Raw genomic sequence first — 13,899 nt, forward strand, 5'->3', positions numbered from 1 at the left:
ATCTGTTTAAATATGTAATTTTCGAGTAATCTAAGTCTATTCATCTTCTCTCATTCTGAGGGAGACGAATAGACTTTTTTAATTAAAAATAGTAGCGATTCTGCGCTTTTAACGCGAATTGACATGTATATGAAGAAAGAGGGATATGATGGCACAGGTTGGCGTTATTATGGGAAGCATTTCTGATTGGGAAACAATGGAACACACGTGTAACGTTCTAGATGAGTTAAATATTCCATATGAAAAAGATGTTATATCGGCACATCGTACACCGGATGAGATGTTTACCTATGCAAAATCAGCCCGTGAGCGCGGACTAAAGGTAATCATCGCAGGTGCAGGTGGAGCGGCACATTTGCCTGGTATGGTTGCATCACAAACAACATTGCCTGTTATTGGTGTTCCTGTTCAAAGCAAAGCACTGAATGGAATGGATTCCTTATTGTCCATTGTACAGATGCCCGGCGGTGTTCCAACTGCAACCGTGGCTATTGGTAAGGCGGGAGCAATCAATGCAGGAATACTCGCTGCACAGATGATTGGAGCATTTCATGAATCAACCGCAGCAAGTTTGGAAAAATATCGTAAAAAAATGCAGGGAAATGTTGCGGAAATGAGGGAAGAACTTGCAAAAAAATAATACGATTCTTCCACCACAAACAATCGGAATTATTGGTGGGGGCCAGCTAGGCAGAATGATGGCTATCGCAGCACGCTATATGGGATATAAAATTGCTGTTCTTGATCCGACACCTGAGTGCCCGACTGCACAGGTAGCAGATATTCAAATAACCGCTGCCTATGACGATATGGATGCAATCAAGGAATTGACCGAAATCAGCGATGTCGTCACCTATGAATTTGAAAATGTTGATCTTGCCGCTGCAGCATATATAGAAGAAAAAGGAAAGCTACCCCAAGGAGCATATGCACTTGAAATTACACAAAATCGTGAAAAGGAAAAACAGTTAATGAAGGATGCGAGCCTTCCCATCCCACAGTTTTCAATCGTAACAAATGCCAGGGAATGTGAAGAAGCATTAAAGGAATTCGCTTTTCCAGCTGTTATCAAAACGTGCCGCGGTGGGTATGACGGAAAAGGTCAATTGAAGTTAAACTCAACAGATGATGTAGAAGAGGCAATGGCGTTTGCAGAGAAAAACGAGCATTGCATTATTGAGCAATGGATAACTTTTGATAAAGAAATATCTGTTGTTTTCTCTCGTTCCATCGACGGGAAGATTGCCTTCTTCCCAATTGCAGAAAATGAACATCGTGACCACATTTTATATAAAACAACTGTTCCAGCAAAAATTACTGAGACGATTGAGAAAAAAGCATATCAAGCAGCAGAGTCACTGGCTGAAAGAATGAATATTGTCGGGACGTTTGCGATTGAGATGTTTGTAAAGGGAGACGACATCTATTTGAATGAGATGGCTCCCAGACCACATAACTCCGGTCATTATACGATTGAGGCATGCAACACCTCGCAATTCACACAGCATATTCGTGCAATCTGTGGACTGCCTCTAACCACTGTACATCTTTTAATGCCCACCGTAATGATCAATGTTCTCGGTGAGGATCTGAAAGGTATACACAAAGCAATGGCACAAACAGGGGAAGGTTTTGTTCACTTGTATGGCAAATCAGAACCTAAAGCGAAACGAAAAATGGGCCATATTACCTTTATTGCTGAAAATGAAGAAGCATTACAAAAACAGATAGAGAACTTCAAGGAGGCAACACGATGATTGAACGGTATACAAGAGAAGAAATGGGAAACATCTGGACAGAAGAAAACAAATTCAAAGCATGGCTTGAAGTTGAGATTTTAGCTTGTGAAGCATGGAGCGAATTAGGTGTTATACCTAAGGAAGATGTAAAGAAAATCAGAGAGAATGCATCCTTCGATATGGATCGTATTTATGAGATTGAAGAAGAAACACGTCATGACGTCGTTGCCTTTACACGAGCAGTATCGGAAACACTTGGGGAAGAGCGGAAATGGATTCATTACGGTTTAACGTCTACAGATGTAGTGGACACTGCATTATCCTATTTAATTAAACAAGCAAACGAAATTATCCGTAAAGATTTGCATCATTTTATCGAAATCTTGAAAGAAAAAGCCATTGAACATAAACATACTGTCATGATGGGACGTACACACGGTGTTCACGCCGAGCCCACTACTTTCGGTTTGAAGATGGCTCTCTGGTATGAAGAGATGAAACGTAATTTGGTACGTTTTGAAGCTGCTGCTGAAAATATCGAATTTGGTAAAATGTCAGGCGCTGTCGGGACGTATGCGAATATCGATCCATTTATTGAGCAATATGTATGTGAAAAGCTCGGGACTTCACCTGCCCCTGTATCCACACAAACATTACAGCGTGACCGTCACGCAGCTTATTTTTCAACATTGGCATTAATTGCAACGTCCATTGAAAAATTTGCCACTGAAATTCGCGGTTTGCAAAAAACAGAAACCCGTGAAGTGGAAGAACGTTTTGCGAAAGGTCAAAAAGGATCATCTGCCATGCCTCACAAACGTAATCCGATTGGATCTGAGAATATGACTGGGATGGCACGCGTGATTCGTGGGTATATGTTGACTTCCTATGAAAATGTATCACTTTGGCATGAACGGGATATTTCCCATTCATCAGCTGAACGCATCATTCTGCCTGATGCGACAATTGCACTCAATTATATGCTTAATCGGTTCGGAAACATCGTTAAAAATCTGACGGTATTTCCTGAAAATATGAAACGCAATATCGATAAAACACATGGCGTTATCTTTTCACAGCGTGTCCTGCTTAAATTGATCGACAAAGGAATGGCGCGTGAGGCTGCTTATGATATTGTTCAGCCAAAAGCGATGCAGGCATGGGAAACGGAAACGCATTTCAAAAATCTGGTTGAAGCGGATGAGGTCATTACGAAGTATCTGACACAGGATGAGATTGATGATTGCTTCGATTATACGTATCATTTGAAAAATGTGGATGTCATCTTTGAAAGAATCGGTCTAAAAGGGGTGATCAAATGAAAGCCGAGCTATTATATGAAGGAAAAGCAAAAAAAGTATATTTGGCAGAAGGAAAAAGCGGTGAGCTCGTATTGTCCTATAAAAATGATGCAACAGCATTCAACGGCGTAAAAAAGGATTCCTTTGACGGCAAAGGCAGACTTAATAATGAAATAGCATCACTTATTTTCACAGCACTCCATGAAAAAGGGATTGAAACCCATTTTATCGAACGCTTGAATGAGACTGAACAACTGGTTGAACAAACGGAAATCATCCCACTGGAAGTTGTTGTTCGTAACATTGCTTCAGGCAACATTACAAAACGTCTCGGAATTGAAGAAAAAACTCGTTTTGATAAACCACTTATTGAATTTTTCTATAAAAATGATGAGCTCGGCGACCCGCTCATTAATGACGAACATGCATTGTATGTAACAGATGTGACGCCATCGGAAATCAATGAAATAAAAGAAAAGGCACTAGAAATCAATAAACAATTAATGGAGCTCTTTCATTCCATAAATATTACACTCGTTGATTTTAAGATTGAGTTTGGACGGAGAGCTAATGGGTCCATTGTACTCTCTGATGAAATTTCCCCCGATACATGTCGGTTATGGGATGCTTCAACTGGAGAAAAGCTGGATAAAGATGTTTTTCGTCAAGGTACAGGAGATTTGATTGAAGTCTATAAAGAAATTCTAAAACGGCTGGAGGCAAAAGCATGAGAAAGGTTACGGTTTATATTACATTAAAGCAAGGGGTTCTAGATCCACAAGGTAAGGCAATTCAGGAATCATTGAACTCACTTGGATATAACGAAATTGAAGATGCAAGAGTTGGTAAATATATTGAATTGAAGGTAGAAGATGGTCCGAATTTGGAAGCGCGTGTGACAGAGATGTGTGATAAGTTGCTTGCAAACCCTGTGATAGAAGATTACCGCTTTGATGTGGAGGAGGCTGAAGGCTTGTGAAATTCGCTGTAGTAGTTTTTCCGGGATCAAATTGCGATCGTGACATGTACCATGCAGTAAAAGAAGTATTGCAAACCGAAGCAGACCTCGTATGGTATGCGAACAGTAATCTAGAAAATTATGATGGAATTTTAATACCGGGTGGCTTCTCCTATGGGGATTATCTACGTTCAGGGGCAGTTGCTGCCACTTCCGACGTGATGAAGCAAATTAAGGAACAAGCAGCAAAAGGTAAACCAGTGCTTGGCGTTTGTAATGGGTTCCAGATTTTGACTGAAGCTGGATTATTACCTGGTGCTTTAATGCGTAATAAAGAGCTTTCCTTTATGTGCCATCAGGAAGAACTGATTGTACAAAATGAAATAACTCCTTTTACTTCCGGTTATGATAAGGGTGAAGTAGTACGTTTTCCAATCGCACACGGTGAAGGCAATTATTACTGTGATGAGGAGACACTTGCCGAATTGAAAGCAAACAATCAGATTGTATTTACGTATAAGAATAACCTAAACGGTTCCATTGAAAATATTGCAGGAATTATTAATAAAGAAGGTAATGTACTTGGTATGATGCCACATCCAGAACGGGCAGTGGAAAAATTGCTCGGCAGTGACGATGGTTTAAGATTATTCAAGTCAATGGTTCAGAATTGGAGGGACACCTATGCAGCAAACGCATGATATAAGTCCAGAGCAAATAGAACGTGATAAATTATATCGTGAAATGGGCCTGAGTGATCAGGAGTTTGACATGGTTAAGGATATTATGAAAAGACTTCCGAATTTCACAGAGACAGGGATTTTTTCCGTCATGTGGTCGGAGCATTGCAGTTATAAAACATCAAAACCGCTTTTAAGAAAATTCCCGACAAAAGCACCCCATGTACTACAAGGACCTGGTGAAGGTGCAGGGATTATTGATATTGGTGATAACCAGGCAGTTGTTTTTAAAGTCGAAAGCCATAATCACCCTTCTGCAGTAGAACCTTACCAAGGTGCTGCAACAGGTGTTGGCGGGATTATTCGTGACGTATTTTCGATGGGGGCTCGTCCAATCGCTTCGATGAATTCCCTTCGCTTCGGTAATTTGACGAACGATCGTACGAAATATCTTTTCTCTGAAGTTGTTGGTGGTATTGCCGGATACGGAAACTGTGTTGGTGTTCCAACAGTTGGCGGCGAAGTTCAGTTCGATGACAGCTATGAAGATAATCCACTCGTGAATGCAATGTGTGTCGGTTTAATTAACCATGATGAAATCCAAAAAGGAATTGCAGCAGGAATCGGAAATACGATTCTTTATGCAGGTCCTCCAACAGGCCGTGATGGAATCCATGGTGCGACATTCGCTTCCGATGATTTAGGGGAAGATGCAGCGAAAGATCGTCCAGCAGTCCAGGTTGGCGATCCATTTATGGAAAAACTCCTTATCGAAGCCTGCCTGGAAGTTATTCATTCCGATGCATTGGTTGGTATGCAGGATATGGGTGCTGCAGGTCTTACTTCTTCTGCCAGTGAAATGGCAAGTAAAGCCGGAACCGGTCTTGAAATGAACCTGGACCTCGTTCCGCAGCGCGAACAAAACATGACAGCCTATGAAATGATGCTTTCCGAATCACAGGAGCGTATGTTGCTTTGTGTAAAACGCGGACGTGAACAGGAAATTATCGATATTTTTGAAAAATACGGACTGAAAGCTGTACCTGTCGGTGAAGTTATCGAGGAAAAAGTATTCCGTATCAAGCATCATGGAGAAGTCGTTGCTGACATTCCAGTAGATTCGCTTGCTGATGACGCACCGGTTTACCATATGCCTTCACAGGAAGCAGCATATTTTAAAGAATTCCAGCAGATGGAAAATAGCATTCCACAAGTAGGAAACCATAAAGAGATGTTAAGAACATTACTCCAACAACCAACAATCGCAAGTAAAGAATGGGTTTATGATCAATATGATTCCATGGTACAAACGAACACGGTTGTTACACCAGGGTCTGATTCTGCAGTTGTTCGGATCAAAGGAAGAGATAAGGCGCTAGCAATTACAACAGATTGTAATTCCCGCTATATTTACCTGGATCCGGAAACAGGTGGAAAAATCGCTGTTGCTGAAGCGGCACGTAATATTGTTTGCTCCGGTGCTAGACCACTTGGCTTAACAGATGGGTTGAACTTCGGTAATCCGACAAACCCGGAAGTATTCTGGCAAATGGAGAAAACGGTTGAAGGCATGAGTCAGGCATGTGAAGTATTAGAGACGCCTGTCATCAGCGGAAATGTATCCTTATATAATCAATCAAAAGGAAAATCAATTTTCCCAACTCCTGTCGTTGGTATGGTAGGGCTTCATGAATCATTGGAACATATTACACCAAGCCATTTCCAGACTTCTGGAGATGCAATTTATCTAATTGGAGACACGGAAGCTGAGTTTGGTGGAAGTGAACTGCAGAATGTGATCAATGGAAAATATGAAGGCAAAGCACCAAAAATCGATTTGAATATAGAAGTAACAAGACAGAAGCATTTATTGGATGCCATCCAGTCCGGTTTGGTTGAATCCGCGCACGATCTATCAGAAGGCGGACTTGCAGTAGCATTGGCAGAGAGTGTGTTTACAAACAAAGGGTTGGGTGTAAATGTAAAACTTACCGGTGAAGCGACCGTTGCACTATTTAGTGAAACCCAATCAAGATTCCTCGTTACCGTAAAGGAAGAAAATAAAGCTTCTTTTGAAAATAAACTTTCAGATGCCAAGCAAATTGGTTTCGTTACCGATGATGGTATGTTAAATGTAGTCGTTGATGATGAAACGATTATTCAGGACGATGTCAAACAACTTGAGAACTTATGGAGGGGAGCTATCCCATGCTTGCTGAAATCAAAGGCATAAATGAAGAATGTGGTGTGTTTGGAATATGGGGCCATGAGAAAGCAGCAGAATTAACTTACTACGGTTTACACGCCATGCAGCACCGCGGACAGGAAGGTGCCGGAATTGTTGTCAGTGATGGGAAAGAATTAAAAGCACATAAAGGCATGGGACTTGTCAACGATGTTTTTAAACATGCCAAGTTTGATGATTTGAGCGGCCGAGTGGCTGTCGGGCATGTACGCTATCCTACACAAGGTGGGAGAGGACTGGAAAATATTCAACCTTTATTATTCCGTTCCCAAACCGGTGGGATGGCACTCGCCCATAATGGTAACCTCATGAATGCACATAAACTGCGGGGAGAGCTGGAGAACGAAGGTAGTATCCTGCAAACCTCTTCTGATACGGAAGTTCTTGCTCATTTAATTAAGCGGAACGGCAATATTACAAATGAAGAAACCATTTCAAATGCATTGAATCAGGTTGTTGGTGCCTATGCCTATCTCATCCTTAAAGAAGATAAAATGTACGCTGCACTGGACCCAGCCGGAATTCGCCCATTATCCATCGGGAGACTAGGTGATGCTTATGTTGTAGCCTCGGAAACGTGTGCATTTGACCAAATTGGGGCAACTTTTGAAAGAGAAGTCTTACCTGGCGAACTTGTCACAATTAGCGACGAAGGCATGAAATCAACAAGATTTGCTCCGCGTTATGGCCGGAAAATGTGTGCGATGGAATATGTGTATTTATCCAGACCTGATAGTGATCTGAATTACGTTAATGTTCATGCATCCCGTAAACGGATGGGAATTGAATTGGCAAAAGAATCTCCGATCGATGCAGATATTGTTGTCGGTGTTCCGGATTCGAGTATATCTGCCGCAATCGGATATGCTGAAGAGAGTGGATTGCCATATGAAATGGGTATTATTAAGAACCGTTATGTTGGAAGGACATTCATCCAACCTTCCCAGGAGCTTCGCGAATTAGGTGTGAAGATGAAGCTTTCACCAGTACGCGGTATTGTGGAAGGTAAGCGCATTGTCATGATTGATGATTCGATTGTAAGAGGAACGACTAGTCGACGTATTGTACAGATGTTAAAGGATGCAGGTGCGAAAGAGGTTCACGTACGGATTGCCTCACCATCCATTGAGCACCCATGTTACTACGGCATTGATATGTCCACAAGAAAAGAATTGATCGCTGCCAATAACACGGTAGATGAAATTCGCGAAATAATCGGAGCTGACAGTGTTGCTTATTTATCGGCAAAAGGTCTTGAAGATGCAATTGTAAAAGACAAAACAATTAATCAGGGCGTATGCATGGCATGTATGACAGGAGAATATCCTGTGATGGAAGAAGGAGAAGCGGAAATTAACTATACTAGATGCTAAATCAGCAGTGGATTTCTTTTTTCCCTTTTAAAAGGCTCTTTTCCTAATGATTGCTGTTTTGTAATTCTCGCCGTTGATATAAAGTGCGACATATGCGAAGCCGTATAAGCAACTTCGGCAACCACTCTGGGAAATACACTGCGCTTTTGAAGTGTATATGGGCTAGGGTTGCCGAAGTAACTTGTTTCCATTAACTGATTAGAAATCTAATATAGTTGAAGTTACACTGCAAACTACAAATTTTGGGACAAAAACAACAGTGGGATGTTATCGCAGTTCCAATCTTCAAGAAAATAGCCTTTTAAAAAAGCCTGCTAATCAATAATCAATCATGTGAGGATGTGTCAAGCATGTCAGATGTATATAAAAATGCTGGAGTAGACGTGGAAAAAGGCTACGAAGCTGTAGAACGAATGAAAAAGCATATAGCCAAAACCACGCGACCAGAAGTACTTGGTGGAATCGGATCGTTTGCTGGGTTATTTGACCTTTCCGGATTTAACTATAGAGAACCTGTCATGGTATCGGGAACAGACGGAGTAGGAACAAAATTAAAACTTGCCTTTGAATTGAATAAACATGATTCAGTTGGGATTGATCTTGTAGCAATGTGTGCCAATGACATCGTTGCCCAAGGTGCCGAGCCTCTGTTTTTCCTTGATTACATTGCATGTGGGAGAAATGAGCCAGAAATGATTGAACAGATTGTAGCTGGAGTCTCAGAGGGATGTGTTGCAGCGGGGGCAGCGCTCATCGGTGGAGAGACAGCAGAAATGCCGGGAATGTACCAAGAAGATGAATATGACCTGGCTGGTTTTGTTGTCGGGATTGCAGAAAAATCAAAGCTAGTGACCGGAGAAACGATTGAAGCCGGGGACAGCGTGATTGGTCTGAGTTCCAGTGGTATTCATTCGAATGGTTATTCTCTCGTCCGTAAGATTATTGAAGGTATGGACTTAAAAGAAAGCTACGAAGGTCTATCAGATACGCTTGGTAATACGGTAATGACACCTACAAAAATTTACGCGAAGCCAGTTGCTGCAGTTTTAAAGGAAACGAATGTAAAAGGTATTTCTCATATTACCGGTGGCGGATTTTATGAAAACTTCCCGCGTATGATGCCAAATGGTTTAGGTGTGGAATTGAGTAAGGAAAGCTGGAACGTCCCTGAGATCTTCAAGTTCCTTCAGAAAAAAGGAAATATTCCCGAAAAGGATATGTATGGTGTATTCAATATGGGAATTGGCATGGCGCTTGTTGTTTCTGAAAAAGATGTCAATCAAACACTTGAAATTTTGCAGGGAAATGGTGAGGATGCAGCAGTAATCGGCAAGGTTGTTCCAAACGAAGGAGTGCACTTTTCATCATGAGCAAAGTGAAAGCAGCAGTATTTGCTTCTGGTAGCGGGAGTAACTTTCAGGCAATAATGGAAACAAACGATCTCGCCTGTGATGTTGTACTTCTAGTCTGTGATAAACCGGGTGCAGGCGTGCTGGAAAAAGCAAAAAAGTACGGGGTACCATCGTTCGTATTCGAACCGAAACAGTTCGCTTCCAAAGCAGAGTATGAAAAACTAATCGTACAAAAGCTTCAAGAGTCAGGAGTTACATGGGTTTTCCTTGCAGGCTATATGCGAATTGCAGGGCCAACTTTACTGGAGGCTTATGAAGGGAAAATCGTAAATATCCATCCCTCCCTCCTTCCTGATTTTCCAGGTATCGATGCAATTGGACAAGCCTTTAAAGCCAATGTTGACGTAACCGGAGTGACGGTTCACTTCATTGATGCAGGAATTGATACAGGACCCATTATTGCACAGGAGCCAGTTGACATATTAAAGGAAGATACAGAGACATCTTTGAAGGAACGCATACAAAAAGTGGAACATGAGCTGTATCCACGTGTAATCAATCAACTTCTACAATAAAAGTGAGGGATATGCAATGAGTAAAAGAGCGCTGATCAGTGTTTCCGATAAAACGAATATTGAGGAATTTGCCAAAGGCCTCGTCCAAGCAGGCTATGAGGTCATTTCTACTGGTGGTACATTACGCGCATTGGTGAATGCAGGTATTGAAGCGAAAGCTGTAGATGAAATTACGGGCTTTCCTGAAATTATGGATGGCCGTGTGAAAACATTGCATCCACTAATCCATGGTGGATTGCTTGGAAAACGTTCCAATCCGGATCATATGAAGCAAATGGAAGCAAACAATATTGCTCCAATTGATATCGTCGTCGTTAACTTATATCCTTTCAAACAGACATTGGAAAAAGACGGCGTATCAAAAGAAGAAATCATTGAAAATATTGATATCGGCGGTCCGACAATGCTTCGTTCTGCTGCAAAGAACTTTGAAGATGTTGCTGTTGTTGTGGACCCATCAGATTATGAAAGAGTACTGCAGGCAGTGCAGGCAGACAAATTGGAATTCCACCTATTACAAGAACTTGCAGCGAAAGTGTTCCGCCATACGGCCAATTATGATGCAATGATTGCCCAGTATTTCATGGGTGAAACGAAGGAAGAATTCCCTGAAACATATACCGTTACATATGAAAAAGTACAAGATCTGCGTTATGGGGAAAACCCACACCAGCAGGCAGCATTCTATAAAAATCCAATCCACAAAAGTATGAGCCTTGCTACAGCGAAACAATTGCACGGCAAGGAACTTTCCTATAACAATATTCAGGATGCAAATGCGGCATTGGAAATTTTAGCGGAATATGATAACCCGGCAGCAGTAGCTGTTAAACATATGAATCCGTGTGGTATCGGTGTTTCTGAAACACTATCCGGTGCTTTCCAGCGTGCTTATGATGCCGACCCAATTTCTATTTTTGGAGGAATCGTAGCATGCAACAGGGAAATCGATGCTGCCACCGCAGAGAAATTAAGTGAAATCTTCCTTGAAATTGTCATCGCACCAGGATTCAATGAAGAGGCACTCGAAATTTTAACAAGAAAGAAAAATATCCGACTACTTGAACTGGAATTGAAAACGAGTGACACCGTAACGAAGAAGCTTACTACTGTCAATGGTGGCGTATTAATTCAAAATAGTGACAATGGAACAGTTGCTGCAGAAGATTTGACTGTTGCTACGAAACGTCAGCCGACAGAAGAGGAAATTGAAAATCTGCTATTTGCCTGGAAAGCTGTAAAACATGTAAAATCAAATGCCATTTTACTTGCAAAAGATAACCAGACAATTGGTGTCGGTGCTGGGCAAATGAATCGAATTGGTTCTGCAACGATCGCAATTGAACAAGCTGGCGAGAAGGCTGAGGGCGCAGTAATGGCTTCTGATGCATTTTTCCCGATGCCAGATACAGTAGAAGCGGCGGTTAAAGCAGGCATCACTGCGATTATCCAACCAGGTGGTTCTAAGCGTGACCAGGATTCCATCGCTGTATGTGATGAACATGGAATCGCAATGGTATTTACAGGAATGCGTCACTTTAAACATTAAAATGTCCATCAGGAAGTTACCAACTCGGTACTTCCTGATGCTTTGAATAGGAGGTTTTCCCATGAATGTACTAGTAGTCGGACGGGGTGGACGGGAACATAGCATTGTGATGAAACTTGCAGAAAGTGACCAGGTCAGCAATCTTTATGCTGCCCCAGGCAATGGCGGGATTCAGGAGCAGGCGGTTTGTGTGAACATTGATGAAATGGATATCGAAGGTTTAATTGACTTTGCTAAAGAAAATGCAGTTGACCTCACTGTTGTCGGTCCGGAAAACCCATTGAATGCAGGAATTGCCGATCGTTTTCAGGAAGAGGGATTACGGGTGTTTGCACCTACAAAAGAAGCAGCTCTTCTGGAAGGAAGCAAGAGCTTTGCAAAAGAATTTATGAAGAAATATGATGTTCCAACTGCGGATTATGCGGTATTTACCGATCCACAGGAGGCGAAGACATATATTGAAGAAAAAGGTGCTCCGATTGTTATCAAAGCGGACGGTCTTGCAGCAGGTAAAGGTGTTATCGTAGCTTTGACAAAAGAAGAAGCATTGCAGGCTGTAGATGATATGCTCGTTTCGAAAGCTTTCGCAGGTGCTGGAGCAACTGTTGTCATTGAAGAGTTTCTGGAAGGGAAAGAATTCTCTCTGATGGCTTTCGTTCATGGAAATCAAGTATTTCCGATGGTAACCGCAAGAGATCATAAACGTGCTTTTGATAATGATCAGGGGCCGAACACTGGTGGGATGGGTGCCTTTGCGCCAGTTCCAGATGTAACGCAAGAACACCTTGATTTTTCCATGGAACAAATTTTGCAAAAAACGGCTGATGGAATGATAAAAGAAGGTCGTACGTTTACGGGGATTTTATATGCTGGATTAATCATGACTTCCAATGGACCAAAAGTTATTGAATTTAATACACGATTTGGTGATCCTGAAACACAGGTTGTTCTGCCGTTATTGAAGAATGATTTGGTTCAAGTTTTTACGGATGTACTAGATGGGAAAAATCCTAATCTCAGATGGGAAGATCAGGCTTGTGTAGGAGTGGTACTGGCATCTGCTGGATATCCGGGATCCTATGAAAAAGGGATTCCGATTCCCGAATTTAATCAGGGTGAGAATACATTTATTGTTCATGCTGGTACAAAACAGACAGGTACATCCATTGTTTCTGATGGTGGACGAGTATTGCTTGCGGGTGCTAAAGCAGATGAACTGGCAGCTGCTGCACAAAGCGTGTATGAAATCCTTGAACATGCAACTATTACCGAAGCATTTTTCTATAGAAAAGATATTGGCAAACAGTAACTCGAAAAAAGAACCACTCTACCCAAGGTAAAGGGTCCGTTTTAAGGTTCAAAACACGAATTAAATAATTAAATTAACTTACAAATTATATAAGAAAAGCTCTGCTTTGCATTTTAGCAGAGCTTTTAGCATTATATCAAACAAGGTTTATATCGCTTATTAAAATCAATTTTACTTATGGATATTATTAATATTTTAGACATACATATTTTGTTAAACTTAATTATAAGATTGTGAAGAAATTTAAACTAACGGACAGGTTGTTTAAGAGGAAAAAATAGTACCAACTCTTAACAACAGATGTTAAAATTGGATTAAGTACTAGGGTTAACTAATAATTAAGAGGTGTTTTGTATGAAGTTAGATGAATTTACAATTGGAGATGTCTTCGAAACTAAATCACATAAATTAACAAAAGAGGATATTGTGAGGTTTGCAGGTGAATTTGACCCCCAATATATGCATTTGGATGAGGAAAAAGCAAATCAGGGAAGATTTAATGGAATCATTGCTTCTGGAATGCATACATTGGCTATTTCATTTAAGTTATGGGTTGAGGAAGGTAGGTATGGTGAAGAGGTTATTGCTGGAACAAGAATGAATAATATTAAATTTATAAAGCCAGTGTATCCTGATGATGAACTACATATCATTGTTGAGGTTATTGATAAAAAAGCAATAAAGAATGAATCGGGTCTCCTTACGGTATTGTTATCTACTTTCAATGATAGGGAAGAAAAAGTTTTTGAGGGTGAATTAACTGTATTGATAAAGCGATGAAGGTTATGTTGTATCTTTGATGATGAAGAACACAATCG

At 41.1% G+C, this 13,899-nt stretch carries 13 protein-coding genes; all 13 read left to right on the forward strand.

The genetic code is table 11. The annotated features are described in order from the left end of the window. The first annotated feature begins 148 nt into the window (after positions 1 to 148). The 13 genes from purE to MN204_RS14270 all read left to right on the forward strand — a co-directional run bounded on the left by purE (position 149) and on the right by MN204_RS14270 (position 13,861). Positions 149 to 640 (forward strand): 5-(carboxyamino)imidazole ribonucleotide mutase, encoded by a 492-nt coding sequence (gene purE, locus MN204_RS14210; protein ID WP_249871744.1) that lies wholly within the window; start codon positions 149 to 151, stop codon positions 638 to 640. After that, positions 627 to 1,757 carry a 5-(carboxyamino)imidazole ribonucleotide synthase gene (gene purK, locus MN204_RS14215; protein ID WP_249871745.1) on the forward strand — a complete coding sequence of 377 codons (1,131 nt, stop codon included), beginning with the start codon at positions 627 to 629 and terminating at the stop codon, positions 1,755 to 1,757. Before purE ends, purK begins: the two co-directional genes overlap by 14 nt. Beyond that, positions 1,754 to 3,061 (forward strand): adenylosuccinate lyase, encoded by a 1,308-nt coding sequence (gene purB, locus MN204_RS14220; RefSeq protein WP_249871746.1) that lies wholly within the window; start codon positions 1,754 to 1,756, stop codon positions 3,059 to 3,061. The genes purK and purB overlap by 4 nt, the downstream gene beginning before the upstream one ends. Continuing rightward, a complete protein-coding gene (gene purC, locus MN204_RS14225) occupies positions 3,058 to 3,771 on the forward strand; it encodes a phosphoribosylaminoimidazolesuccinocarboxamide synthase (protein ID WP_249871747.1) in 714 nt (237 codons plus the stop codon). Before purB ends, purC begins: the two co-directional genes overlap by 4 nt. Beyond that, entirely contained in the window at positions 3,768 to 4,019 is a 252-nt protein-coding gene (gene purS, locus MN204_RS14230; protein ID WP_067725220.1) for a phosphoribosylformylglycinamidine synthase subunit PurS, read from the forward strand. Before purC ends, purS begins: the two co-directional genes overlap by 4 nt. After that, positions 4,016 to 4,699 (forward strand): phosphoribosylformylglycinamidine synthase subunit PurQ, encoded by a 684-nt coding sequence (purQ, locus tag MN204_RS14235; RefSeq protein WP_249871748.1) that lies wholly within the window; start codon positions 4,016 to 4,018, stop codon positions 4,697 to 4,699. The genes purS and purQ overlap by 4 nt, the downstream gene beginning before the upstream one ends. Continuing rightward, positions 4,683 to 6,911 (forward strand): phosphoribosylformylglycinamidine synthase subunit PurL, encoded by a 2,229-nt coding sequence (purL, locus tag MN204_RS14240; RefSeq protein WP_249871749.1) that lies wholly within the window; start codon positions 4,683 to 4,685, stop codon positions 6,909 to 6,911. The genes purQ and purL overlap by 17 nt, the downstream gene beginning before the upstream one ends. After that, complete coding sequence (gene purF, locus MN204_RS14245; RefSeq protein ID WP_249871750.1) at positions 6,887 to 8,296, forward strand: amidophosphoribosyltransferase; 1,410 nt, start codon at positions 6,887 to 6,889, stop codon at positions 8,294 to 8,296. The genes purL and purF overlap by 25 nt, the downstream gene beginning before the upstream one ends. 350 nt (positions 8,297 to 8,646) lie before the next feature. Next, on the forward strand, positions 8,647 to 9,666 hold the full coding sequence (gene purM / locus MN204_RS14250) for a phosphoribosylformylglycinamidine cyclo-ligase (protein WP_249871751.1): 1,020 nt from the start codon (positions 8,647 to 8,649) through the stop codon (positions 9,664 to 9,666). Next, a complete protein-coding gene (gene purN, locus MN204_RS14255) occupies positions 9,663 to 10,223 on the forward strand; it encodes a phosphoribosylglycinamide formyltransferase (RefSeq protein ID WP_249871752.1) in 561 nt (186 codons plus the stop codon). Before purM ends, purN begins: the two co-directional genes overlap by 4 nt. Positions 10,224 to 10,239: 16 nt before the next feature. Further along, the gene (purH, locus tag MN204_RS14260; RefSeq protein WP_249871753.1) at positions 10,240 to 11,772 is read left to right on the forward strand and encodes a bifunctional phosphoribosylaminoimidazolecarboxamide formyltransferase/IMP cyclohydrolase; all 1,533 of its coding nucleotides are present in this window, start codon (positions 10,240 to 10,242) and stop codon (positions 11,770 to 11,772) included. Positions 11,773 to 11,833: 61 nt separating this feature from the next. Beyond that, positions 11,834 to 13,081: a phosphoribosylamine--glycine ligase gene (purD, locus tag MN204_RS14265; protein ID WP_249871754.1), complete on the forward strand. Its 1,248-nt coding sequence runs from the start codon at positions 11,834 to 11,836 to the stop codon at positions 13,079 to 13,081. Positions 13,082 to 13,435: 354 nt separating this feature from the next. Further along, entirely contained in the window at positions 13,436 to 13,861 is a 426-nt protein-coding gene (locus MN204_RS14270) for a MaoC family dehydratase (protein ID WP_249871755.1), read from the forward strand. Positions 13,862 to 13,899: the final 38 nt, after the last annotated feature.

The sequence above is a fragment of the Oceanobacillus saliphilus genome, assembly GCF_023522835.1.
Classification (GTDB): Bacteria; Bacillota; Bacilli; order Bacillales; family Amphibacillaceae; genus Oceanobacillus; species Oceanobacillus saliphilus.